A 25,552-nucleotide genomic window follows, 5' to 3' on the forward strand; every position below is an offset into this window, starting at 1 on the left:
GTGATCACTCACACCATGAACCAAAAAATCCACGCCAATTCCAAGGCCATGTCCACGTGGCTTGAGCGTATGGTCAAGAGCCTGGGAAACCATAGTGACCGCCTCAACGCGATCAATATCTTCCCCGTTGCTGACGGGGACACCGGCAGCAACCTCTACCTCACCGCACGCAGCGCGCACGACGCGATTTCCAAGCTTGAAACGGAAAACATCGGCGAGCTTCTGACGATGGCCTCACGCGCTGCAATGGAATCGGCACGTGGCAACTCCGGCACCTTGCTTGCCGTGTTCATGGCAGGCTTGGCCGAACCACTGTGCGGAGTGGAGCGGATAACGGCCCCAGTGCTAGCCACCGCCTTGGAAAGGGGCAAGGTCAGGGCATGGTCGGCCCTCAGCGACCCGGTCTCCGGGACAATGCTCTCCGTCATGGAGGTCGTTGCCAACACCGCCCGCGCAACGCACCGCGCCAGCGAACTTGAGCCGGAGAGCAAGGCCGCACTCGTTGAGCTTCTGGATGCCTTGTGCATTGACGCGGAGAAAGCCGTGGTCGCCACGGAGAACGAACTCGGGCAATTACATGAAGCCAAGATCGTCGATGCCGGCGCCGTGGGCATGTTGATCATCCTGGACGAACTCCGTGGTGCACTTCTGGGACAAGTCATTGACCCTGACGAATACTCCCAACTTCATGGGTACGGCATCCAGGATCCGCATATCCACCACGACGTCGTGCATGACTCGGGTGTCGAGGTTATGTGCACCATCAGCCTCGATGCCTTGGGAGCTGCAACCTTGCGGGGACAGCTGGACACCATCGGCGACTCCGTCATTATGAGCCCGGTCAACCCGACCGAGGACGGATACCGCTGGCGAGTACACGTACATGTCCCCGATGCCGAGAGTGCCATGAGCGTCATTCGAGGCATCGGGTCCCCGGTCAACATCTCAGTGACCGATCTATGCACCCATGACGGCTAGCGCAGAATTTACCAACGAAACGCCACTCGACATCGTCCTTGGCGCGGCTTCGGCACGCAAGGTGGAAACGGCGTTTGGATATTCGACTGTGGGCCAAATGCTCTCGCACTTCCCGCGTCGGTACATGGAAATCGGGGAGCTCTCCAAGATTTCGGAGTTACCTGTGGGGGAGGACGTAACGATCGTTGCCGAGGTTAAATCGGTGAATCAGCGGCGCATGCATTCGCGCTCCGGTTTTCTGCTGGAGGTGCTTGTCAGCGACGCGCTCGGTCCAGAGCAGTCGACGCTTCGCATGACCTTCTTCAACGGCTATGAGGCCAAGCGGGACCTGCAGGTGGGCTCTACGGCAATGTTCAGCGGCAAGGTCACCCTCTACCGCAACCACCTGGAGCTCACCCACCCGGAGTATTCGTTGCTCGATGCGGCCGAGGAAGCGGACCCGCGGCCCATTCCCATCTACCCGGCCACCGCAAAATTTCCCAACAAGAAGATCCGCGAAGTCATGGAACTTGTCCTGGCAGGAATCGGGACCGCGGGATTCCCGGAGTTCATTCCCGATCCAGTCTTGAAATCCCATCGCATCCCCGGCCGGGTGGTGTCCTATGAACATATCCATCGGCCACAAACCGTTGCCCAAGGCTATGCGGCAAGAAAACGCTTTGCCTTTGAAGAGGCCTTCCTGCTTCAACTCGCCCTGGCCCAGCGACGTGCCCACCGCATGAAACAGCCGGCCACTGCCCGGTCAGGCACTGCCGATGGACTTTTGGCGGCTTTCGATAAGACCCTTCCGTTCACTCTCACTGACGGCCAGTTGATCGCCGGCAGGGAAATCGCCGATGACCTGGTCCGCGGACATCCCATGAACCGGCTGCTGCAAGGCGAGGTTGGTTCGGGCAAGACCCTGGTGGCCTTGCGCGCCATGCTTCAGGTCATTGACTCCGGGGGGCAGACGGCCCTCCTGGCCCCCACCGAGGTCCTCGCCCAACAGCATTACCAGTCCATCAAGAAACACCTCGGCTCGCTCGGGACTGGGGGAGAGCTTGGCTCAGACCCGCGCGCCACCCGCGTGGATCTGCTGACTGGTTCAGCAGGGACCGCCGAGCGCAAACGAGTGCTCCTTGGCGCCGCCTCGGGGGAAACCGGCATTCTGGTGGGAACACATTCCCTGTTGTCGGACATGGTCCGTTTCGTGGACCTCGGTCTGGTGGTCGTCGACGAGCAACACCGATTCGGTGTTGAACAGCGAGATGCCCTGCGGTCAAAGGCCGACATGCCACCGCACATGCTTGTCATGACCGCAACACCGATCCCACGCACCGTGGCAATGACCGTCTTTGGAGACCTGGAAGTAAGCCTCATGAGGACATTGCCTCCAGGGCGTGCCCCCATTGCCACGCACATTGTGCCGCTTCAGTTGCCGGCGATGCAGCAGCGACTCTTTGCCCGCATGGCCGAGGAAACTGCCAAGGGACACCAGGTATACGTGGTGTGCCCCCGCATTAGCGAAAAAGCGGTAGAAGACGACTTCGTTCCGATGCCCATCGAGCCAACGCCCGATACGACGGCCAGCGACGGCGCAGCGAAACCGGCCACGATGACGGTTGAAAAGATGCTGGAATTGCTTGGATCCATGGATATCTTCGCCAACACGGAGATCAGGGCCTTGCATGGAGGCATGCCCAGCGAGGAAAAAGCGGATGCCATGATGGCCTTTGACTCGGGAAGAGCTTCCATCCTTGTTTCCACCACAGTGATCGAAGTCGGTGTCGACGTGCACAACGCCACGCTGATGGTCATTATTGATGCCGAGAACTTTGGGATATCCCAGTTACACCAGTTGCGTGGCCGTATCGGTCGTGGCGGGCTGCCCGGCACATGCCTCATGACCACCTGGCTCGACGCGGAGCACCCGTCGGTGATGCGGCTGAAAGCCGTGGAATCCACCACTGACGGATTCTTGCTGGCAGAATCGGATCTCAATGAACGCCGGGAAGGCGACATCCTGGGGGCAAGCCAATCTGGTTCCAGGTCCACGCTCAAGGTCTTACGCGTGATGAAAGATGCCAAACTCATTGCCCGGGCCAGGGAAGCGGCCGAGTCAATTGTTGACGGTGACGACGGACTGCGGACGTATCCCGGCCTCCAAGCCGCGGTTGAGGAATGGGTAGACGAAGACATGCAAGCATTCCTGGAAAGGGGATAGATCCCAATGAGTCGAATCGTTGCCGGCGCCGCCGGAGGACTTCCGCTGAAGAGCGTTCCTGGGGACTCCACCCGACCCACCACCGACAGAGTCAAGGAAGCCCTGTTTTCGAGGCTCGAAAGCTATGACATACTCGGCAGCGCCCGGGTCCTGGACCTGTATGCCGGCGCCGGATCCTTGGGCCTGGAAGCTGCCAGTCGCGGCGCGCGGTCGGTGCTGTTGGTGGAACTGGCACCCAAGGCCGTGGCGGTATGCCAAGCCAATGCAGGCATCGTCAACAAGGCGCTGCGCAACGACGTGGTCAGCGTCCGCCGCGGCTCGGTGGACTCCGTCCTGGATTCATTTGCCCCCGTCCCAGGGGCAAACGGCGGGAAAACCTGGGACGTCGTGTTCATGGACCCGCCCTATCCACTCACGGAAGAGGAATTGGCCAAAACCTTGGAGAAGGTCGCCTTGGTCCTCGAGGACGGCGCGACCATTGTGGTGGAACGATCCTCGCGTTCGGCCGAGCCCACGTGGCCCGTGGGGCTGGAAAGATTCGCCGAAAAGAAATACGGGGAGACCCGTCTATGGTTTGCCGAACCCGTCAAGGTCGGAGCCGAATAGCACGCTTCCAGGGTGCGGCCCGGAGGCCCGCAACCGATCCACCATGGCCAGGTCGAGTCGCGACTGGGTCCCGGCCACGACCATGTTTCCCGGAAACTTTCTGGAGAAGATCTCGGTCGGGGCGCTGGCCATGACCGTGGCAAAAATTTCGGACATCGCCTTGATTTGGCTGTCCGCGAAGGTAAATGGAGGATCGTCACCGACGTTGACCAGGACCAGACCCTCGGGACGCAAAAGGGAGTTCATTTCTGCGTAGAATGCCGGGACCGTCAAGTGCTCCGGCGCTCCGGCGCCACTGAAGATATCCAAGACGATGATGTCGAATTTCTCTCCCGCCAATTCATGCGTCAGCACCCGTCTGGCATCCCCAATGATCGTCCGGAGATTCCTTGGATTTTCCATGGGCAGGGCGTCGAAGACAAAATCTAGCAGTTCGCGCTCCAAGTCCACGGCGACCTGAACGCTTCCGGGTCTCTTGCGTTGGATATATCGTGCCAAGGTCAAAGCCCCGGCTCCGAGGTGCAGGACGTGCAGCGGTTTTCCAGCTTCACCGTGTTCGTCGACATGGTTTGCAAGACGTCGCAGGTACTCGTAGAAGATCTCTTCCGGATGATCCACATTCACATGTGATTGCTCGGCGCCTCCCAGCTGCAAGACCCAGGCACCGGGTACAAAGGCGTCTTCCTCGAGCGTGGCGTGGGCTCCAAGATTGCTCAGCCACCGGCTGGCACGTTTGACCACGATTAGCCACCCACCGATGCAGACAAACGGGACAAACGGTTGGCTGCCTCGGTTAGCAACTCCGGTCTCTTGCAGAAGGCAAAACGCATCAGGCTTCTGGTGCGTTCGGCCCCCTCCGCATGGCAGAAGACAGACAACGGAATGCCGGCGACTCCGATTGCTTCGGGCATCCGACGAGCCAGATCCAGGGCATTGTCGAAACCAAGGGGGGCCACGTCGGCGACGATGAAGTAGGTGCCTTGCGGCTGGTAGACCGTCATTCCGGCCGCCTCAAGCCCCTTGGCCAGTACGTCGCTGCGTTTGCCGAGATCATTGGCAAACTCGGCAAAGAACGTGTTCTCGGACCGCAACGCCTCCGCGACGGCCGGCTGAAAAGCAGTTCCCGAGGAGTAACTCAGGAACTGTTTGACCGTGCGGACGGCAGACACGAGATGGGCCGGGCCAGTGGCCCATCCGACCTTCCAGCCCGTAAACGAAAAGGTCTTGCCTGCCGAGGATATGGTCAGGGTTCGCTCCCATGCGCCGGGCAGCGTGGCAATGGGCGTGTGGGCGACGCCGAACGTGAGGTGTTCATAGACCTCGTCGGAGACAATGATGCAATCGTGCTTGGCCGCCAGCGAAACGATTTCCGCCAAGACATCCTCGCCGAAGATGCTGCCCGTGGGGTTGTGCGGGTTGTTGAGCACGACCATGCGAGTGCGCTCATTGAACGCTGCACGTAACTCGTTGACATCCGGCTGGAAATCCGGCGCATTCAAGGCCACGGTTCGGTGGATGCCGCCGGCCAACGCGATGTTTGCCCCGTAGGAGTCATAGAAGGGTTCGAAGGTAATGACCTCGTCCCCGGTTCCGATGAACGCGAGGATGGCCGCGGCGATGGCCTCGGTGGCACCGGTGGTTACAACCACTTCATTCTCCGGATTTACGTCCAAGCCATAGAAACGCTTCTGGTGATCCGCAATGGCCCTTCGCAACGGAAGGATTCCCGCGCCAGGCGCATACTGATTGAGGTCGCCGGAGATTCCCTGGGCGGCCACGTCCTTGAAGAATTTCGGGCCGTCGGTGTCCGGGAAGCCCTGCCCAAGGTTGATCGCCCGGTGCTTCACGGCAAGTGTGGTGATTTCCTCGAAGATGGTGACGCCGAGATCACCATTGGCGGACAGTAAATTGGCACCGGCAGCCATGCGCTGCCATGGAACATCAATTGAAGACATGGTCCATTATCCCGTGAGTCGGTGATTCGATGGCCAACGAAACGAAAAAGACACGATGAGTCATCAAGGCGAACGAAGAGGTCGACCTGAAGCTCACTTGATAGATTGCAGAGTATGCGTCGAGCCGTCTGCCCCGGGTCCTTTGACCCCATCCATAATGGTCATGTCGAGATCATTGCCCGTGCCAGCAACCTCTTTGACGAAGTCATTGTGGCCGTGTCAACGAACTACGCCAAAAAATATCGATTTGAGCCGGACGAACGACTGGAAATGGTCAGGGAAACCATTGGGGGACTACGAGGCGTCAGCGTCGAACCCATGGGCGTCGGCCTGTTGGCCGATTTCTGCAAACTGCATGGCGCAGACGCCATCGTTAAGGGTCTGCGTTCCACGGTCGACTACCAGTACGAAACCCCGATGGCTGTGATGAACCGCCATCTCACAGGGGTTGAAACCGTGTTCCTCGCGGCGGATAACCGCTATACGCACCTTTCTTCTTCCCTGCTAAAGGAAGTCCAGTCCCTCGGTGGAGATGTGGCTGACTACCTGCCGCGAACCGTACTCAAAAGATTAAGAAACGCCTCGCAGGAGCAGTAATCGGGTTCGGGATTTGTGCATTCCATGACGTAAAGTCAAAACATGACTCAAAGTAGGCGCGTAATTAAAGCCGTTATCCCTGCCGCTGGTCTGGGAACCCGATTCCTGCCAGCGACAAAGGCGATGCCCAAGGAAATGCTGCCGGTTGTCGACCAGCCCGCCATCCAATACGTAGTGGCCGAGGCATCGAAGGCCGGGCTTACGGATGTCTTGATGATCACGGGCCGCAGCAAGCGTGCGCTGGAAGACCACTTTGACCGCGTGCCGTCCATGGAAGCTACTCTCGAAGCCAAGGGAGACAGCGAAAAACTGCGTCGGGTCCAGGAAGCCACAGATCTTGGCGAAATCCACTACATCCGCCAGCGCGATCCCAAGGGCCTTGGACACGCCGTCCTTTGCGCGAAGCAGCACGTTGGCAACGAGGCATTCGCCGTTTTGCTCGGTGACGACCTGATCGATGAGCGGGATGAATTGCTTTCGATCATGATCGACGTCCAGGAAAAGACCGGTGGCTCAGTCATTGCCTTGATGGAAGTTGAACCGGAGCAGATCAGTGCGTATGGCTGCGCCGATGTCTCTACCGTTGACGGTGAAAACTACGTCAAGGTCAACGGGCTGGTGGAGAAACCTGCCGTCGAAGATGCACCTTCGAATTTGGCAGTTATCGGCCGTTATGTCCTGCACCCAAGGGTCTTTGAAGTGTTGGAAGAAACCAAGCCCGGTCGAGGCGATGAAATCCAGTTGACCGATGCCCTTGAAACGTTGGCTGCGGCCGATGGCCCGGGCAGCGGCGTCCACGCCGTTGTTTTCCGTGGGCGGCGCTACGACACCGGTGACAAGCTGAGTTACATCCAAGCCGTTATATCTTTGGCTTGCGAACGCGCGGACCTAGGTCCGGACCTCCTGCCGTGGCTTAAGGACTTCGTTTCAACGCGCTAGGATTTTTATATGGCAAGGCTGATTCAGCGTCTTCACAGGGTGACTGATTAGCCTTGCTTTAGTTTGTGCGAAAGTTGTCGACCGTAACATTGCCTCGAGTCGTCCGAGACTTCTCGTTCTGGTCTTATGGAGACGTTGATTGACTAAAGTAAAGAAATTCCCAGGCGAATACATACCTCGTCGCCTAGCTCGGCCTAAGAAGCGAAAGAGCCTCGTTGTGCTACTGGGCACGATAGCGCTGGTTCTTGTGGCAGCGATTGTCGCCAGTACATACGTTGCCAATCTCGCCCAGACGTTCAATACGAAGACCCGGGAAATTGGCCAAGCCTTTCCTGAGGAACAGGTTCGTCCGGTCAAGAACCCCGATGATGGATCCTTGAACTTCCTGTTGCTAGGTGTCGATCATGGGGCGGACGACACGGAGACGACCAACCTGCTTCAGGCCGGCGGAACCGACCAGCGTTCAGACTCGATAATGATGATGCACATCCCGGAGGACCGGAAAGGCGTCTACGTGATGTCGATCATGCGAGACCTCTACACGGATATTCCCGGCCATGGCACGCAGAAGGTCAATGCCGCCATGTCGCTGGGCGGTGTGCCGTTGGTCGTCCAAACCGTTGAAGGGATGTTTGATACCAAGATCGACCACGTGGCCATGGTCGACTTTGACGGATTCAAGGAGCTGACGACGGCACTTGGCGGTGTCACGGTAAAGAACGACATCGAGTTCACGTCGACCGATAGCAAGAAGTATGAGTTTCCCGTCGGCAACATCGAACTCGAAGGAGATCGGGCGTTGCGGTTCGTTCGTGAACGCAAGCCGTTTGTTGACGGCGACTATCAGCGAGTACGCAACCAGCAGAAGTTCATCAAGGCTGTTATGAACGAGATGTTGTCCAAGGACACTTTGACCAACCCGGCAACGATCTTTGAGGTTATTGACAAGGTTTCGCCTTACCTCGCCCTTGACGATGGACTGGATGCGGCCACCGCCGCTGGCATTGGATTGCAGCTGAAGGACCTCCGCCCATCGAACATAGAGATGTTCACATTGCCGACCGCAGGGCTTGGCACCTCGCCGGACGGGCAATCCATCGTTCTGCGGGACGAACAGGCCATCCTCGATATCGGCCAGTCACTTCGCACGGACGATCTTAAGACCTACCTGGACAGTGCAAATTTGGACCAGTAGCAACTGATACATAGATCACACATCGCCCTGTCGCCGGATGCAAACCGCTCATGGGCATGCGTATCTACTAGACTTCATAAGGTTCGTCAGCGACAGCAGGCGAGTAAACCGTGATCAACGAGGTAACGAGAATTATGACAGCTGCCGAATATGCGGCGCAGTACGGCCTGCACAGGGTCGGTGCTCGTCCGGACCTGGTGAGCTATCTGAAACAGGCGTGGGCCAGACGAGACTTTGCGTTTGAACTTGCCAGAAGCAAGCTGCAGGCTTCAAACCAGCGCAATCGCCTGGGCATGCTCTGGGTTGTAATTCAACCGACGATGAACGCCCTCATGTATGGCTTCATCTTTGGGATCCTTCAAGGCGGGAACACGCCGCTCGACTTCCCTGCCCACGTGGTGATTGGCGTATTCCTTTTTGAGTTCTTCTCGAGTTCGGCAAATTCCGGGGCCAAGTCGATCACAGGCAATGCGGCCTTGGTTCAATCCTTGGCATTTCCGCGAATCACATTGCCCATAGCGGCGGTCATTCAGCAGTTTCTCACGTTGGTGCCAATGCTGGGAGTCATGTTTATCTATTGCATGATCCTTGGCACTACACCGAAATGGAGCTGGTTTATGGTGGTTCCATTGCTCGTCTTATTCACAATGTTCAATACCGGTATCGCACTGGTATGCGCCCGGCTGACTGTTCATGTGCGGGACTTCACGCATATCCTGCCTTTGATTACGCGGATCCTGTTCTTCACTTCCGGAGTTCTCTTCAGTGTCGAAAAAATCTTGACTTCATTCCCTGCGCTGGTCCTAGTGTTTGATTTCCATCCGATCTACCAAGCGTTGCAAATTGCCCGAGGTTCCATCATGAACGGCGTTGAATACCCATCGTTCTACTGGATTGTTCTATCTGTCTGGGCTGTTGGGGCCCTCGTTGGCGGCACCATTTACTTCTGGGCTGCGGAGGAGCGTTATGGTCGAGTTGACTAATTTTGATGATCTGATCAACCCCCGTCTGCACGGCAAGTTCGAGCCGGAGCCAGTTTACGACGCTGGAACCCAGACGTCGGCAGAAACTGCACCGATAGATGTTGATACCGCCCGCAAGCCCGTGGTCATCGTGGATAACCTTCACGTCAAGTACCAAGTCTATTCGAGCGGCAAGTCCGTTGGCGCAGCAGGCGCCAAGCGCCTGCTGCAGTCGTCGACCCGCGGCATCAGGGAAGTCCACGCTGTCAAGGGCGTGTCATTCGTTGCCTATGAGAACGAGTCGATCGGTGTGATCGGTTCGAACGGCTCCGGCAAGTCGACGCTCATGCGCACCATTACAGGCCTTACGAGTCCTGCTGAAGGATCCGTTTACGCCTCGTCGCGCCCGAACATGTTGGGCGTGGGCGCGGCGCTGATCCCTGACCTTTCCGGTGACAAGAACATCATGCTTGGTGGTCTGGCCCTAGGGTACAACCGCCACGAGATCAACGAGATGCGCGAGGACATTACGAAGTTCGCCGAGCTCGAGGAGTTCATCGACCTGCCCATGCGTACTTACAGCTCCGGTATGTCCGCCCGACTGAAGTTCGCCATCGCGGCCTCCAAGCAGCACGACATCCTGATTGTCGATGAGGCATTGGCCGTAGGTGACGCACGCTTCCGTAAGCGCAGCGAGGCCAAGATCCGTGAGATCCGGGAAAACGCCGGCACGATCTTCTTGGTCTCTCACTCGATGGGATCAATCCTCGATACCTGCAACCGGGTGATCTGGATTGAAAAGGGTGTCCTGATGATGGACGGGGACGCTAAGACGGTTGTCGATGCGTACAAGGCCAAAAAGAAGTGACTGCTGCGCAGACCCTGGGTGTTTCCTATGTCATGCCCGTGCTCAACGAGGCCGGATATCTCCGTGACGCAGTGGCCAGTGTCCTTGGCCAGGACTACGCCGGGGACAAGGAAATTGTCCTGGCCCTTGGGCCGAGCACCGATGCCACCGACGAAGTTGCGGCCGAGCTTGCCATCGAGGACGACAGGGTCAAGCTGGTCCACAATCCCCAGGGACGCACGCCGATCGGGCTGAACCTTGCCATTAGGGCCTCGCAATATCCGATCGTGGTTCGTGTGGATGCCCACAGCGAATTGGCACCCACCTACACTGCCCGCGGCGTGGAGACCATGTTCCGCGTCGATGCACACGATGTCGGTGGACTCATGGATGCCCGCGGGAAGAACCCCCTCCAGCGTGCCATTGCCGCCGCCTACCATTCCCCTTGGGGCCTAGGCGGCGCCGCCTACCACAGCGGCGCGCCGGAAGGCCCCGCCGAGTCTGCCTACTTGGGCATTTTTCGCCGCCAGGTCTTTGACGAGGTCGGCTACTACGACGAGTCGCTGCATCGCGCCCAGGACTGGGAACTCTGCCTGCGAATCCGCCAGGCCGGCTACAAGGTGTGGTTCGACCCGGAACTTGAGACCGCGTACTACCCCCGGGATACCTACAAGGCCCTCTCTGCACAGTCCTATGCGTCGGGAGTCTGGCGCGGCGAATTGTCTCGGCGATATCCCGACGGCAAGTCGATGCGCCATGATCTGCCGCCGCTGATGCTGGTCGGATCCAGCCTGGGCGCGATTGCCTGGGTGATCGACCCCTGGTTGACTTCCGAGGCACCAGGCGCCGTGCGGATCGCCTTGAACCTGTTGAAGCTCGCTCCGGTGGGGTATGCCGGACTGGTCGTCTTTGCGACATTGACCGGCAAGCGCACCACGACCTTCAAGGAGAAGCTTTTGATGCTCGGTGTTTTTCCATCCATCCACTTCCCGTGGGCCGTTGGCTTTGTCAAGGGCCGTGTACGCGGTGCCCAGGGAACCCTGGACAGGGGGCGGGTACGTTCATGAATGAAACCATTCGGCCGAGCAACCCGACGCTCGAACAGCTGCGTGCGGTATGCCAGCCCCCGGAGGTCCGGGCACGGCGAAACGCCGAGCACTGGACCGCGGAACTCTACCTGCGGCACATCTCGATCTACCTGACCGCGGTACTGGTGCGCACGCGCATTAGCGCCAACGGTGTCACCGGACTCATGATCCTTGCGGGCTGGCTCATGTCGGCAGCCCTACTGATCCCTGGTGTGTGGGGCCCGCTATTGGCAGTTGTCTTGTCACAGGTCCAGCTCTACTTCGATTGCAGCGACGGGGAAGTGGCACGCTGGCGCGGCACCCAGTCGCCACGCGGGATCTTCATTGACATGGTGGGACACCACACCACCGAGGCCTTGATTCCCATCGCCTTGGGCTATCGCGTGTTCCTTGAGCTTCAGACCCAGGGCGCCGATGCCGCCCAGGCGTGGCCGACCCTCTTCATCTCCGCAGTGCTGTCGGTTCTCCTTGTATTGAACCGTTCCCAGAGCCTCATGGTGCATGCCGCCCGTGGGATGGCCGGACTGGGAAAGCTCCCGGATACGGCTGAGGCCCGTGCGGTCTCGCAGACCAGCTTTGTCGGGAAACTGCGTTCCGCAGCCCGGTTCCTGCCGTTTCACAAGATGCTTCATGCAGTGGAACTTAGCCTCGTTATCCTGGTCCTGTCGATTGTCTCTGCCATCGTTGGCGTCCCCGGCATTGCCGAGAAATGGATGCTTTGGATCCTATTGCCGGCAGTTGTCCTGGTGAATATCGGGCACTTTGTTTCCACCATGGCTTCATCCCGGTTGCGGTGATCCCTTGAGCATTCCAGAGGGGGACCTTCCGACGGTCGGCGTCGTCGTGCTGACCATGGGCAACCGACCTGAGGAACTGAACCGTGCCTTGACGAGTCTCTTGGCCCAACGAGAAGTCGAACTTGACGTGGTCGTGGTGGGCAACGGTTGGGATCCTGTCGGGCTTCCGGCCAGCGTGCGTGGCCATTTTCTTGAACACAACCTCGGTATCCCGGCCGGACGCAATGCCGGTGTCCCGTTGGTCAAGGGGGAGTTCCTCTGCTTCTTGGACGATGATTCCTGGTTCCTGGATACAGACTTCCTCGAAGAGGCGATATCCAGGTTCGACAGCCACCCCCGGATGGGTCTTCTCCAGCCGCGGATCACCGACCCGACACGCGATGACGACCCCACCCGGTGGATCCCGCGCCTCAACAAACGTACGGCCGTCGAATCAAGCCGAGTCTTTCATGTGGGCGAAACCTGCCTATTGATGCCCCGGCACATCTTTGACGAGACCGGTGGCTGGGCCGGCGGTTTCTGGTACGCACACGAGGGAATTGAACTTGCCTGGCGTGTTTGGGACACCGGGCATCACGTCTGGTACGCCGGTGACATGAGGATCGGCCACCCGGTTGTCGATCAACGACGTCATGAAGAGTTTTACCGACTGAATGCGCGAAACCGGGTATGGCTGGCCAAACGGAACCTGCGCTGGCCCTTTAGTTGGATGTACGTGTCCAGTTGGGCCTTGGTGGAAGCAACCCGCCTGCGCAAGGATCCCGATGCGGTGCGGCAATATTTCAGCGGTTGGCTTGCCGGGTGGCGAGAGATTCCTTGGTATTCAACACCCCGGCCCAAACTCAAATGGTCGACCCATCTACGGATGCTCCTGGCGGGCCGACCACCCATAATCTAAGACTTTCGATCACTGCGTCCTTGCACGCAACCAAGCAGTAAATGGAGTTGAACATGGCAAAAACAGTCCTCACCTATGGCACGTTTGATCTTTTCCACATCGGACATCTGAACATCCTCAAGCGTCTGAAGGAAAAAGGCGACCGATTGATCGTCGGAGTATCCACCGATGAATTCAATGCCATCAAGGGCAAGAAGCCGATCGTTCCCTTCGATCAGCGGATCGAGATCGTCAGGGCAATCCAGTACGTCGACGAGGCCATCCCGGAAGACAACTGGGAGCAGAAGCGTTTGGACATTGCCAAGTACGATGTCGATGTCTTTGGCATCGGAGAGGACTGGAAGGGCAAGTTCGACGACTTGGGCGACAAAGTCGAGGTCGTATATCTTCCCCGCACCTCGGGCATCTCCACCACGGAATTGAAGCGGGTGCTGAGCGCCTTCGACGAACGCCATGTCGCCAAGCTGAAAGACACCCTCGACAGCTTGAGCCAGATAGTCAAGGAACTGAGCTAACCACCCCTTTCTTGGGTCAGGAGCACCACGTGGATCCGGCAGGCCGCCCCGGCGACCGGACGGATTCTGCGTGAAAGGGACCGAAGAGTTCCGCGAACGCAACCAACAGGTGATTATGATTACCCCCCAGCCAACGCACTTCAGGCAAGATATCCAAGGCCTGCGTGCCATAGCCGTCGGCCTCGTGGTCATCTACCACCTGCTACCCCAAGGCATCCCCGGCGGATTCATCGGTGTCGACGTCTTCTTCGTGATCTCGGGTGTATGGACGGAGCTTTCGGTAACGCCTGTGGAACGAACCGGTAGCACTGGTGCGAGGACCCGGTAGTGCCCGAACCCTCGCACCAGCACCCCACCGCTTTAGCTTGCAGGCTCAGCTCCTTGATCGGCGTGGGCGCGCCGGCGCATATTCGGCCCGTCAAGCTGGATCAGTTCACTGCTGGAAACAATGCGGTTAAGGATTGACTCGGCGATCACCGCATCGTGCAGCGACTTGTACCAGTCCTCGGGATCGAACTGCGACGTCACCACCGTGGCGCCCCGGTGTTCACGTCCTGCAAGGATATTGAGCAGTTCGCTCGCAGTCTCCGGGCTGATCGGCGTGGTCAGGAAATCATCCAGGACCAGGACATCGCAGTCGTGCAGGTCTCCGAGGAACTTCAGCCGTTCGGAGTCCGCCCGATGATAGACCGCGAGCTTATTGGCCAGGTCATCAAGCCGGAAGTAGCGTGCCGTGTGGTCGTGCCGGCAAGCCGCGTTGACCAAGGCCTGGGCCAAATACGATTTGCCGACACTTGATTTCCCGAGGATCACCAGATTCGTCGTCTGCTCAATCCACTGGCACGACGCGAGCCGTGCCACGACCTCCCGGTTCAGCGTCCTATCGGGCAGATAGTGGATCTCTTCAATGCAAGCGGCCGGGTTGGGCGTTTTCGACTCCTTGAGCAGTTTCACCACCCGACGCTGGGCCCGGGCCGTGGTCTCCTGGTCCAAGGCGTGACGGACCTTGCGGGAGAACGTCCATTCGTCATAGGCCGGATCGTTGGCCATGTCGATGACAGCCTGGCCGAACGCGGTCATCCGCAACCTGGTAAACAGCCCCATGTCATCTTCCGTCAGGTGGTGGTCAAGCACGGCCTTCCCCCGTCGTCGGCTCGGTCAGGCTTGCGTTGGTCAGCGCCTCGAGACTGAACTGCGAGATCCCGTCCAGGTGGGCACGGCTGGTATCCCGGACGCCCACCGTTCTCCCCGTCGCAGCGGACGGCCCCGGGCCAGGAGCGAGAGTTGCAGGACGCCCGGCATGGTCCGCACGCAGGACGGCGATGCGATGCTTGACCGCGGTATAGCTGATCGGGTTCCTCGCGTCGTGCACGCAGAGGTCGTGGCAGGCCTGTTCCAACAGGCTGCGGTTGTTGCCTTTCCCCAGCTCGAGGATGTTCAAGCACGACCGGTAGCCCTGGGCTTCGATCTTCTTCCGCTCCAGCAACCGGGTCAAAGCCTGGACCGTGTAGGGGCCGACCTTGGTCGCTTGCCGGATGAAATAGGCCCGGGTCCATAGCAGTGAGGTGTCCTCATACCCGTGCGGCGCATGGTCGGCGTCGGTGACGTAGGAATGACGCCGCGCCCCACGCTGGTGCGAAGCGATCACTGCCCCGCCGGCAAGGATCGTGACCTGCTCACCGACCACCCGCACGTCCAGGGTCTGCCCGGCGTGCTGGTGCGGAACCGAGTATTTGATCGTGTCGACCTGCACGTGCCAGTCCCGCGAGACCTTCGCCTTGCGCCACTGAACTTCCCGCCACGGCTCATCCGGGAGGCCGATCAACTCGGGGCGCTCGGCTTCCTCGAACCACTCACGCCGGGAGCGGGGCTCACCGCGGAAGGGCGTCCGTTCGTTGATCATGTCCATCTGTTCGGCCACGGCCTCATTGAGCTCATCCAGGGTCGTGAAGCGCCGGTCGGCAAGATAGTGGATGATCCAGTTCGTCACGATCTTCACCCCGGCCTCGACGTGGCCTTTCTCTTGCGGCTTGTAGGATCCGGTCGGGACTGCCGCGCTCTGGTAATACTCCAGGAAAGCCTCATAGGACTGGTTCACGTCCCGGGCCTTTTCATAGCGGCTGATCTGGTTCGAGGCGGTCGAGGCATTGTCGGGAATGACCAGTTGGGTCACGCCTTGAAAATATTCAAAGGCCCTGCGGTGCATCTGGCACCACGCTGGAAGCTTCTCGTCCAGGGACCCGTACGCGAAGATCATGCCCGAATACGGCAACGACGCCACGAAGACCGAGACCTTCGTGGTTTCCCGGGTGATGGGGTCGGTCAGCTGCATCTTGGTCCCGGCCCAGTCGACCTGCATCGTGCGTCCGGGTTCGTGCGTAAGCGGGCTGGTCAGGTCGTTGGCCTTCACGTGCTCGGCAACGATCTGGCAGAACCGTTCATACCCGTAAAACCGGGCGGAGCCCGTGTGCGGGGTGTCCAGGTAGCGGGCCCACATGACCTTTAACGGTGGCTTTTTCCGGCCGATCCGGGCCTTCACCACGGCATCGATGTTGACGGGAACGAACTCGCTGGACACGTTCTTGCGGCCATCGCTGAAAAGCCGGTCAAGGTCCTCATCGCTAAGCGCACCGACCTGATCAAGGGTGGTCAGTTTCTGGTCGTCAAGGACCTGGCGGGCCTTGGAGATCGTTCGATGCGAGCAACCGGCTCGCGCTTGGACCTGCCGATACGAATTGCCCTGCACCAGCAGGGCCATGATTTGTTTGTAATCAGCCACTACGGTCGGTTTCCTTTCACTGTCCACGACCTGTTGCCGTGGGTGAAAGCAATCCTGACTCTGAATCCCCCGAAGCGCTACCGGATACTTACATTTTTGCTACCGGTTCGTTCCACATGCGCTACCGAAAGCTCCGCCTAAACATCTCGGGGTTCCTGATCACTTCCCACCTCATCAAGCATCCGCCGCGCAAACCTGCGGAATACGGCAACTTTTGGTTACGCCGAATCAAGCGGCTCATTCCTGCATCGATGTTGGTATTGTTTTCCACTGTTGTCGCGGTCCGCGTATTGGCTCCGGAGTCCTTTTGGCGGGACAACGCGCTCCAGTCGATTGCATCCGCCTTCTATTCCCAGAACTGGTACCTGCTCGCCACCAGCGTTGACTATATGGCCGAAGACAATGCACCTACGGCGGTTCAACATTATTGGTCGCTGGCCGTCGAGGAACAGTTTTACCTTTTGTGGCCCCTGTGCATCGCCGCCCTTTGGTGGTTTGCGGTCAGGAGGAAACTCATTCCCAAGCGAATCGTGTTGGTCGGTGTTTCGCTCATTGTGGTTCTGTCCTGCGCCTATTCGATCTACCTGACCTCCGTGGAACCCGGGGTTGCCTATTTCTCCACCTTCACCCGTGCATGGGAACTGGCCCTGGGAGCAGTGGTGGCCTTGGTTCCCACTCCGCGGAAGCGCCTCAGTTCCTCGCTTGCGGGCGCCGCGATTGCCTGGGTGGGCATTGCCGGAATCATCGGTGCCGGCATCGCATTCGACTCGTCCACGCCGTTCCCCGGCTACCAGGCGGCACTGCCCGTCGTGGGTACGGGGCTGGCGATCTGGGTTGCTGCAACGTCGCGCTATTCGCCTACCACATTGCTTTCCTCCAGGCCCTTTCAGTTCCTAGGGGCGCACTCTTACTCGATCTACCTGTGGCACTGGCCGATCATTGTCTCGCTGCCGTTCGTTTCCGGTTCCTTGGGCGCCCTGGATCTGGTGGGCGTGGCGTTGGCAACCATCGCGCTGTCGATGCTCACCAAGAAATACGTCGAGGACGCCTTCCGCAAGACACTTGACGTCTCGCCCCTGGTGACGGCCCTGCGGTTCCTGGTCGTCGCCACGGCTTCCGTCGCCTTGGTGGCCGGAGGCGTCGCCACGGAAGCCCACCTCCGGGAGCAGACGGCCAACGTTTCGCTCGAGGCCGCACTGCAGGGATCCGTTCCCTGCTTCGGTGCGGCCGCGCTGCCGGATCGGAACGGCGCATGCCAACACCAGCCAAAGAAGGAACTGATCCTGTCTCCCGCGCTGGCAAAAGACGACAAGTCTGCAGCCTATGCGGATAGTTGCTGGTCCACCGAACCGTATGAAAAGAAGCCGACGTGCACCTACGGAACCGGCAAGACCAAGGTCGCGCTCGTTGGAAACTCCCATGCCGGGCATTGGCTTCCGGCACTTGAGGAAATGGCCGCCGAGAAGGACTGGACCATCACCACTTACCTCGTGTCGCGGTGCAATCCTACGCACGCACCGCTGAAGTTCGACGCCGACGTCAAGTCCCAAGGTTGCGCCGACTACGGCAAGTGGGTCCTTGACCAGACAGCCAACGGCCAGTTCGACCTGATCATCACCTCCGAACGGCAATCGGTACCGGTGGTTGGCCATTCCATGGCCACGACGGAGGCTCCGGCCCGTGATGGCTACGACGAGTACCTGGACCAGTGGACCGCCTCGGACACGCCTATCGTGGTTATCCGCGACACGCCTTATCCGGGTGCCACATTGCCAAACATCCCGGATTGCGTGGCCACGGCAACGGACGCCAATGCGCAGTGTTCGGGGAGTTCCGACAGGTGGGAGTGGATGGACCCCCTCGCGGAGGAGGCAGAGGAACGTGCAAAGGACAAGGTGGCGGTTATCGACCCCACAAAGTACTTCTGCCAGGAAGGCACATGCCCGGCAGTGATCGGCGGTGTCGTCGTGTACTTCGACGCCTCCCACATCACCGCCACCTACGCCAAGACCTTGACCCCGTTCCTGGAAAAGGATCTAGACATGGCGTTGCGCAAGATCACCTAGCGGCCAGGAATGTGACCCGCGGGCGTCAAGTCCGGCGCGGTGAATGCTTCCGCGCCGTGTCCCGCTTGGCGATCGCGGTGACAAACTAGGCCTGGATATCGGCACCGGTGACCGCGATTGCGGCCGCGATGAACCTCTCCGTGGGTCGGCCCAACGCGGGATCGCCGAATACCTCATCGCGAAGTGATCGTTGCCGGGCCGAGGGACCGTCGGCGGCCATGCGTGCAACCGTGTCCAAGGTATCCCGCCCGTTCCCTTCGAGCAGGTCCTCGGCTGCCTCGTCCAGCGAAAGGGCCTGCTCCGGGTCCAATTCCCGGATCATGGGTGTATCGGTGCTGTGCAACAGCATCAGGGGCCTGTCCAGCCCGATGGCATCCATGGCCATGGCCGAAATATCGCACACGACGATATCCGAGCCCATGATGCTGAGTGAGGAATCGCCCGCTACCTCGACGCGGTGACCGGCGTCCTTGTCCCTGGCAGCGGCCGCTTCGATGGCTTTTTCAATACGGGCAAGCTCCCGGCGGGCCGTTGCCGACCAGGTGCCGGTTTTGGGGTGTGGCCGAAACACGACACTGAAACGTCCGTCCGCCAGCATCGCTTCGACAAGGCGGGCCGCCACGGTGGTGATGGACGAGTAGGCCATGGATTTCCCGTCTCCCTCCCAGGTCGGCGCGTACAGCACGTTAGTGCGCCCGGCGGGGGGGTGCACCGGGGAACACGCAGCGGGAATGTCGAGTTGGGGCCTGCCGATCTCGACGAGCTTGGCAGGGTCAAAGCGGGGGATGCCCTCCAGGATGCGGGTCCGGGCGGCACGGCCGGCAATGAAGGCAAAGTCATAGGCCTTGAGCTGGTTGGAGACCATCGACGACTTTTCGCTTTCGCCGTGGCTCAGGTGCACGTGGGCCGGGCCGCTGATCCGCAGCATGGTGAAGTTGGCCTGTGAGTTGTTGACGTAGAAAATGCCGGAGGTGCCCCAGGACGCCAGGGCCGTCTCGATACGCTCCATGGAGCGTGACAGAAGTACCGGCAGTCCGGTTCGCCGCGTGACCAGTTCGGCCGTGAGCGCGTTCATCAACACCAGGCACACGCCGTGTCCGCTGCGCTGGAGGGCTTCAAAGGGCGCCAGCCACTGTTCAAGTTGGTAGCTTTGGGCGGGACCTTCAGCAAAGAAGACCACGAAATCAACGGTCTCCGAAGGTCCGGGCAAGTTGTTGCGAAGAGTCCTGGCCACCCTTTTCTCGACGGCAACGGCATGGATTTTTCTGGACATGAGTTGGGACTGTCGCAACACGACTTCGAAGATGCTCACCGCTCCATACTATGTGCGTCTTCGGGGGAGCCTGCGCCCGGATGTCGGAACCTGCCAGGGAAAATGAATAGACTGGTGGGGCGGCAAACGTACCTGTGCGCATTGGATTCGATACCTCGAAGGTTGTGTTTATGTCTCTGGAGTCCGGTTGGAAAGGCCGAGTTGGCGCCAAGGTTCCGCCCGGCTTCTGGCGACGGGCCATCGAACTCCTGGACAGCAAGACTCCCGCTTCCACCCTCTCCATTGCAGAGCTTAGGCGTGTGCAAGGCGTCGCCTTTTCGGGCAGCGGACCCGGGTCCGCACAGCAGGTCCAGTGGACAGGCGGCAGGGCACTGGTCCATGTTGGCGAGCGCGACGCCTCGGAGTTGCGTTCCGCATTGAAGTCCGCCGGCTGGGTTCTGGAGCCGATCGCGGAGGACGCGCTTGCGCCGGGAGCGGTATCCGGCTGGAGCTGCGCGACCAGGTCCCAGACGGGTCGCCGCAGGGACCTCGTCGAGGCGATCGGAGTGCACCTGTTGGTTGTCCCGGACGGCAGGAATCCAACCGCCAAAAACGTCCTGGAAGTGGCCGAACCCATCGACTTGGTCTACACGTGGGTTGATGGCGCCGATGAAGAGTGGCAAAGACAGCGGCGTGAAGCCCAGGCAATGATCTCCGGGGACCTGTTGCCAACCGCCGACGACCAGGCCAGATACGCCTCGCATGACGAATTGCGCTATTCGCTGCGATCGGCCGAGGCCTTCCTTCCTTGGGTCAACCACATCTATGTGGTGACTGCGGGACAGCGCCCCGAATGGCTCAACGTCGACGATCCCAGGATCTCGCTCGTGGACCACCGCGAGATCTTTGCCAACCCCGAGGCCCTGCCGACATTCAATTCACACGCCATCGAGTCGCAGTTGCACCGGATCCCCAATCTTTCCGAACGTTTCGTGTACGTCAACGACGACGTGTTCTTTGGCCGTTTGCTGGGTCCGCAGGTCTTCTACACGCCGACGGGCTACCCGAAGTTCGCACTCACCAGTGCGAGATTCGATCTCCCGGAGGCACAGAACCTGCCGGTCAACGTCGCGGCCATGAACAACAATCGCCTCCTGCAGGCCGCCTTTGGAAAATCGGCCGCCCACAAGTTCAAGCACGTCGCCCATGCGCAACTCAAATCGACCTTGACCACCATCGCGCAGCGGCACCCGGTGGAAACCGACCGGACGGCCAGGGCACGGTTCAGAAGCGATACGGACCTGTCCATTCCCTCGGCCCTTGCGCACTACTACGGATGTGCCCTCGGCGCGGCGTTCCCCGCGGAGATCGATTACCAATACGTCGACCTGGGCGCGGAACAGGTGCACCTCAAACTGGCCAGGCTGTTCCTGCAAGAGCGTCCGCAGATGTTCTGCCTGAACGAAGTCAGCGTCCATGAACACCAACATGCGGATCGCACCTCGACGGTGAAGGAGTTCCTGCAGCACGTGTTTCCGTGGCCGTCCTCCTTCGAAATCGCCAGTGCGGGCGGGGGCGAACGCGTACGGCAACGGGGCCGCAGCGGGACTCATGGCAGCTTTTCCGGGGCCACTTGGCCCCAGGCGAATGGTGAGACCGCTCATCCCCGCCCCAAAGATTTCTCCTGAACGAAAGGTTGCTTTGTGAAGCAAACACCCAAGACCTTGGCCGGCATGGTCCAGGACCTGTACGGAAAGCGCATCCACCGGAAGGACGCCCAACGGAAATCCCGGACGCTCAAGGGCTCGCTTTCCCTGGCTGTCAGCCAAGAGGGGCGTTTCCTCCGGGTACATGCGGCCACGAGCCAAAGACCGCTGGGATTGAGTGTGCTTCACGGCAAGACCGTCATCGAACGCATTGCGTTTGACTCCATGGAAGATGCGGGAGCGGCTGGCTATCTCTCCACCGGGGCGATCGACCTCGCATCCCTGTGCGGGCAATGGAACGCACTGGCACCCGTGCTGGTGGGGGAGCCCGAGGACGATTTCGACGGCGTCGACGGCGTCGTACGTGCTTGCCTCGAATATGAAGGCGAAATCGGTGCACTTCCACTCGGAGTGGCTGCGGTCGAGCTTGATGCAGTCGAGGGAACACTGACACGGGCCGAGGTCAATGAGTTGGTGGATGAAGGTTCGATCGAGGTGGGGGAACCGGTGCGGTTCCATCGCGTGCTGGGTCGCGCAGCCCGTACCGACCTGAACTCCCTCGTAGGTCATGAAGCTCCCGACGGACTCGCCCGCCCCTATGTCAACAAGCGCGGCGAGCTCGTGATCGCCATGAACCGCGAGATCCGGCACAGTGTCAAGCTGCGCACCGACGCCATTTCCGTTGTCGCGGGAAACCTGAAACTTTCCGGAGTCGCCTACAGCCGGAGTTCGCGTCTGTCATCCGCACGGCTCTTGGTCCTGGGTCGGCGAAGCGGCCAGGAATTCACCGGTGCCGTTGATCTTCGGTTGATGCAGGAGCAGACCAGCCTGCGCAACGGATTCGGCAGGTACAGGTGGGCAGCGGAAGCCGCCCTTGCCGATGTTGACTGGGACACGATCGAGTCCACGGACAACTTTGACCTCTACCTCGAGTTTGGCATCCAGGGGGTTGACGAGCCGAAACGTGTGCGCGTGGCCAGGACCCCATATGCGATACGCGCCACCACGCGCGCCGGCGACGTCACCCGCGACGGCAAGACCCTGGTCGTCAATCCCTATTACACCTTCAAGGGCAAGGCCACGTCCCTGATTCTTGAGGTGCTGGACGAGTCCTCGTTCAAAGTGCTCCAGGACTTCAGCCCCGCCAAGCACCTGTTGGCCAGCCGTGGACGGAAGCCCGTCTGGCTCATCGGGGAACTGCCCTACAAGGCCCAGGACAATGGTTACCATTTCTTCCGTTATGTCAGGGAAAGCCACCCGGAAGTAGATGCCTACTACGTCATAGACAAGGCATCGCCGGAATTCGAAAACGTCTCCCGGCTTGGGAATGTCATCGGCCACCAGTCGAAGGAACATTTCGAGATCGCGCTGGCCGCGGACCGCATCGTTGGATCGCACCACCCCGATTATCTGTACCCCACGCGCCATCCGTCTTTCCTCGCGAAGTCACGCGCCGGGAAGGTCTTCCTGCAGCACGGCGTCATGGGAACCAAATGGATGGTTCCAAACTACGGAAAGAAGTCGGCCGGATTCCAGACCGATCTGTTCTGTGTTTCTTCCGAGCGTGAGAAATCCTATATCGTCAAGGACTTCGGCTACGATCCAGGGGAGGTGGTGGTGACGGGCCTGCCGCGCTTCGATGCACTCTTCGACAGGGACGTACCTGTCCGACCCCGACAGGTCCTGATCATTCCCACCTGGCGGGACTGGCTGCAAGACGAAGGATCGTTCCTCGAGTCCGACTACTTCCAGAAGTGGAACGAATTCCTGCATGATCCCGCCCTGGCCGGCCTGGTGCGTGAACACGAACTCGAACTCGTCTTCTGCCTGCACCCCAACATGCAGCACCTGAGGTCATTCTTCACCGGAGCGCCGGTCCGTATCGTCGGGCAGGGCGAAGTCGATGTCCAGTTCCTCATGAAGCAAAGCGCCGCCATGGTCACCGACTACTCGAGCGTTGGCTTCGACTTTGGATTCCTGGACAAGCCCGTCCACTACTTCCAGTTCGACCGCGACCGGTTCCTGGGTAAATTGGGATCGCACCTGGACCTCGATCGCGAGTTGCCGGGGCGGATCTCGTTTACGCGTGAAGCACTGTTGGAATCCCTGGCTTTAACGGTAGGGCGCAGGATGCAGATGGAAACCACCTATCATGACCGCGCATCCAAATTCATCGTGGCCCGTGACCGCGGCCATTCCTCCCGTGTCTTCGAGGCCATCCGGGACATGCACGTGCCGCTGGTTGACATCAAGGATCCTCGGGAAAGCGAGTTGGCCGATCGCGCACAAGAACGCTTCCGGAACAGCCGCTTCTATTTCCCGCTAATGAAGCGGTTGCAGGTGCTCGCCGGCAAGTTGCCCATGGACAATGACCTCGTCGTCTTTGAATCCGGTCTAGGCAAGCAGTACGCGGACTCCCCGCGCTACATCTACGAGGAAATGCTCCGGCGCGGGGACACGCGCAAGAAGGTCTGGATTTACTCGGGAACCCATGGGTTCACCGACCCAAACACCACGACCGTCAAGCGCCTGTCGCCGGCATACTTCTGGAATCTGGCCCGCGCCAAATACTGGGTGGTGAACCAAAACCTGCCCTCCTACATGACGCGGCGCAAGAATGGCGTCTATGTCCAGACGTGGCACGGTACCCCGCTCAAGCGGATGCTGAACGACATCGAGGACATCCACGGCCGCGACGACGGCTACCTAGACCGGGTGACGCGTGCCATCGGCCAGTGGACCCACCTCCTGTCGCCCAGCCCCTACGCGACCGAGGCGATGCGTAGCGCCTTTGCATACACGGGACCCGTCCTGGAACTGGGGTACCCGCGCAACGACCCCTTGCTGCGACCTGAGTCGCGGGTGCGGGCGCAGGAAGTCAAGACCACCCTGGGGATCCCCGAGGGCCACAAGGTCGTGCTCTATGCGCCAACGTTCCGTGACGATGCCAGCAACGGGAAGGGACGGTTTACCTTTGAGCTGCCCTTCGACCTCGAGGCATTTGACGAACGCTTTGGGGAGGACACGGTGCTGTTGCTGCGGATGCACGTGCTGGTCAGTTCCGGGCTCCGGATTCCGGAGGAGCTGCGAGGGAGGATCGTTGATGTTTCGGCCTATCCGGAGATCCAGGACCTGTACCTCGCCAGCGATGTCCTGATAACCGACTACTCCTCGGTCTTCTTTGATTTCGCCCTCCTGCGCAGGCCAATCCTCTTCTTCGCTTACGACCTTGAGAACTACCGCGACAACCTGCGCGGCTTCTACATGGACTACGAAAAGGAACTCCCGGGGCCGATCGTCACCGACGAGGACCAGCTGTGGGCGGCACTCGGGAGTGCACTGGACGGAGAACTGGGGCAGACCGGTCCCAGCGACGAATTCATCTCCAGGTTTGCTCCCCATGACGACGGAGAATCTGCCGGCAGGGTTGTCGATGAAATTTTCGGCACGGGCCAGCCTGTGACGCAACGCGCGTTCCTCAATGGTTTTGGCTCCCGTCGCAAACCGCGCTAGGATGTAATGTCGGTCTATGTTCTACAGGAGTCATCATTAGCGAAAAGCGTTCAGATCGTTCGTCGTCACACGACATCGATCGCAGTTCGCCCCTGGTTTTCTTAACCAAGGATCTTGGGCGAAGCCCCGGAAACATGACGACCCTTGATGAGGTGGTCGCCGCACCAGCTGAAATCGGTGTGGCACTCATCGGAGTCCGTGAAGGATCGGAAGTTGATCTGGATCTGCGATTCGAAGCCGTGCACGAGGGCATTCTGGTCTCCGGAACCGCCACTGTTGAAATCAGCGGTGAATGCGGACGGTGCTTGGAAGCCATGGCGTACGACTTCGATGCCGACATTCAAGAACTTTTCTACTACGAGGGCTTACACGAGTTCACCGAAGAAGAAGAGCTCGACCAGTACCAGGTTGTAGATGATCGTATTGATCTCGAACCGGTGCTCCGGAATGCAGTGGTGACCGCACTGCCGTTCCAACCGGTATGCCGGGAAGACTGTGCAGGGCTTTGCTCCGAATGTGGAAAAAGCCTGAATGAGGATCCTGAGCATCACCATGAGGTCTTGGATCCTCGTTGGGCAGCGCTTGCCGGGCTGACCGACATCGTCGCAGAGGACGCGACACAGAGTACACATTCAGTCGAGAGAGAAGAGAAGTAG

The 25,552-nt window shown here is 59.7% G+C and carries 21 protein-coding genes; 16 read left to right on the plus strand and 5 right to left on the minus strand.

Translation table 11 applies throughout. From position 1 onward, the window contains the following. From Q2T94_RS17115 to rsmD, 3 genes are read left to right on the plus strand one after another with little or no spacing between them, the layout of a single operon-like run. Nucleotides 1-978, plus strand: coding sequence for a DAK2 domain-containing protein (locus tag Q2T94_RS17115; RefSeq protein WP_310293252.1), 978 nt, complete (start codon nucleotides 1-3; stop codon nucleotides 976-978). Further along, nucleotides 968-3,181, plus strand: coding sequence for an ATP-dependent DNA helicase RecG (locus Q2T94_RS17120; RefSeq protein ID WP_302265913.1), 2,214 nt, complete (start codon nucleotides 968-970; stop codon nucleotides 3,179-3,181). Before Q2T94_RS17115 ends, Q2T94_RS17120 begins: the two co-directional genes overlap by 11 nt. A 6-nt stretch (nucleotides 3,182-3,187) precedes the next feature. Then, a complete protein-coding gene (rsmD, locus tag Q2T94_RS17125) occupies nucleotides 3,188-3,787 on the plus strand; it encodes a 16S rRNA (guanine(966)-N(2))-methyltransferase RsmD (protein ID WP_302265914.1) in 600 nt (199 codons plus the stop codon). Here rsmD and Q2T94_RS17130 read toward each other — a convergent pair. Continuing rightward, nucleotides 3,749-4,528, minus strand: a complete 780-nt coding sequence (locus tag Q2T94_RS17130) for a spermidine synthase (RefSeq protein ID WP_302265915.1) — start codon at nucleotides 4,526-4,528, stop codon at nucleotides 3,749-3,751. The two genes, rsmD and Q2T94_RS17130, sit on opposite strands and share 39 nt — an antisense overlap. A 2-nt stretch (nucleotides 4,529-4,530) precedes the next feature. Then, the gene (locus tag Q2T94_RS17135; RefSeq protein WP_302265916.1) at nucleotides 4,531-5,742 is read right to left on the minus strand and encodes an aminotransferase class I/II-fold pyridoxal phosphate-dependent enzyme; all 1,212 of its coding nucleotides are present in this window, start codon (nucleotides 5,740-5,742) and stop codon (nucleotides 4,531-4,533) included. A 114-nt stretch (nucleotides 5,743-5,856) separates the two neighbouring features. Here Q2T94_RS17135 and coaD point away from each other — a divergent pair, with 114 nt between their 5' ends. The 9 genes from coaD (at nucleotide 5,857) to Q2T94_RS17180 (ending at nucleotide 13,580) form a co-directional block, all read left to right on the plus strand. Next, entirely contained in the window at nucleotides 5,857-6,339 is a 483-nt protein-coding gene (coaD, locus tag Q2T94_RS17140; RefSeq protein ID WP_264269783.1) for a pantetheine-phosphate adenylyltransferase, read from the plus strand. A gap of 42 nt (nucleotides 6,340-6,381) precedes the next feature. After that, a complete protein-coding gene (galU, locus tag Q2T94_RS17145) occupies nucleotides 6,382-7,278 on the plus strand; it encodes a UTP--glucose-1-phosphate uridylyltransferase GalU (protein WP_302265917.1) in 897 nt (298 codons plus the stop codon). 217 nt (nucleotides 7,279-7,495) lie between these two features. After that, nucleotides 7,496-8,473 carry an LCP family protein gene (locus Q2T94_RS17150; RefSeq protein WP_302265918.1) on the plus strand — a complete coding sequence of 326 codons (978 nt, stop codon included), beginning with the start codon at nucleotides 7,496-7,498 and terminating at the stop codon, nucleotides 8,471-8,473. 110 nt (nucleotides 8,474-8,583) lie between these two features. Further along, nucleotides 8,584-9,456, plus strand: coding sequence for an ABC transporter permease (locus Q2T94_RS17155; RefSeq protein WP_302265919.1), 873 nt, complete (start codon nucleotides 8,584-8,586; stop codon nucleotides 9,454-9,456). Next, nucleotides 9,440-10,303, plus strand: a complete 864-nt coding sequence (locus tag Q2T94_RS17160) for an ABC transporter ATP-binding protein (protein ID WP_302265920.1) — start codon at nucleotides 9,440-9,442, stop codon at nucleotides 10,301-10,303. The genes Q2T94_RS17155 and Q2T94_RS17160 overlap by 17 nt, the downstream gene beginning before the upstream one ends. Next, nucleotides 10,300-11,349, plus strand: coding sequence for a glycosyltransferase family 2 protein (locus Q2T94_RS17165; protein WP_302265921.1), 1,050 nt, complete (start codon nucleotides 10,300-10,302; stop codon nucleotides 11,347-11,349). The genes Q2T94_RS17160 and Q2T94_RS17165 overlap by 4 nt, the downstream gene beginning before the upstream one ends. Next, complete coding sequence (locus Q2T94_RS17170) at nucleotides 11,346-12,167, plus strand: CDP-alcohol phosphatidyltransferase family protein (protein ID WP_302265922.1); 822 nt, start codon at nucleotides 11,346-11,348, stop codon at nucleotides 12,165-12,167. The genes Q2T94_RS17165 and Q2T94_RS17170 overlap by 4 nt, the downstream gene beginning before the upstream one ends. Before the next feature lie 55 nt (nucleotides 12,168-12,222). Beyond that, a complete protein-coding gene (locus Q2T94_RS17175) occupies nucleotides 12,223-13,065 on the plus strand; it encodes a glycosyltransferase family 2 protein (protein ID WP_372342899.1) in 843 nt (280 codons plus the stop codon). 53 nt (nucleotides 13,066-13,118) lie between these two features. Continuing rightward, on the plus strand, nucleotides 13,119-13,580 hold the full coding sequence (locus Q2T94_RS17180; protein WP_264269776.1) for an FAD synthase family protein: 462 nt from the start codon (nucleotides 13,119-13,121) through the stop codon (nucleotides 13,578-13,580). Between the two features lie 360 nt (nucleotides 13,581-13,940). Here the strand turns inward: Q2T94_RS17180 and Q2T94_RS17185 are convergent, their stop codons facing one another. Next, the gene (locus tag Q2T94_RS17185; RefSeq protein ID WP_302262616.1) at nucleotides 13,941-14,684 is read right to left on the minus strand and encodes an ATP-binding protein; all 744 of its coding nucleotides are present in this window, start codon (nucleotides 14,682-14,684) and stop codon (nucleotides 13,941-13,943) included. Nucleotides 14,685-14,706: 22 nt separating this feature from the next. After that, complete coding sequence (gene istA / locus Q2T94_RS17190) at nucleotides 14,707-16,359, minus strand: IS21 family transposase (protein WP_302262615.1); 1,653 nt, start codon at nucleotides 16,357-16,359, stop codon at nucleotides 14,707-14,709. 116 nt (nucleotides 16,360-16,475) lie between these two features. Between istA and Q2T94_RS17195 the strand changes: the two genes are divergently transcribed. Continuing rightward, entirely contained in the window at nucleotides 16,476-18,425 is a 1,950-nt protein-coding gene (locus Q2T94_RS17195) for an acyltransferase family protein (protein ID WP_302265924.1), read from the plus strand. Between the two features lie 85 nt (nucleotides 18,426-18,510). Here Q2T94_RS17195 and Q2T94_RS17200 read toward each other — a convergent pair whose 3' ends face one another. Further along, nucleotides 18,511-19,737 (minus strand): CDP-glycerol glycerophosphotransferase family protein, encoded by a 1,227-nt coding sequence (locus tag Q2T94_RS17200; protein ID WP_302265925.1) that lies wholly within the window; start codon nucleotides 19,735-19,737, stop codon nucleotides 18,511-18,513. Nucleotides 19,738-19,868: 131 nt separating this feature from the next. On the opposite strand from Q2T94_RS17200, the gene Q2T94_RS17205 reads away from it, so the two are divergent. The 3 genes from Q2T94_RS17205 to Q2T94_RS17215 all read left to right on the plus strand — a co-directional run bounded on the left by Q2T94_RS17205 (nucleotide 19,869) and on the right by Q2T94_RS17215 (nucleotide 25,552). Further along, the gene (locus tag Q2T94_RS17205; protein ID WP_302265926.1) at nucleotides 19,869-21,365 is read left to right on the plus strand and encodes a stealth family protein; all 1,497 of its coding nucleotides are present in this window, start codon (nucleotides 19,869-19,871) and stop codon (nucleotides 21,363-21,365) included. A gap of 15 nt (nucleotides 21,366-21,380) precedes the next feature. Then, entirely contained in the window at nucleotides 21,381-24,896 is a 3,516-nt protein-coding gene (locus tag Q2T94_RS17210; RefSeq protein WP_302265927.1) for a CDP-glycerol glycerophosphotransferase family protein, read from the plus strand. A gap of 92 nt (nucleotides 24,897-24,988) precedes the next feature. Next, entirely contained in the window at nucleotides 24,989-25,552 is a 564-nt protein-coding gene (locus Q2T94_RS17215; protein ID WP_217390510.1) for a YceD family protein, read from the plus strand.

This window comes from Paeniglutamicibacter sulfureus, assembly GCF_030512175.1.
GTDB classification, from domain to species: Bacteria; Actinomycetota; Actinomycetes; order Actinomycetales; family Micrococcaceae; genus Paeniglutamicibacter; species Paeniglutamicibacter sulfureus.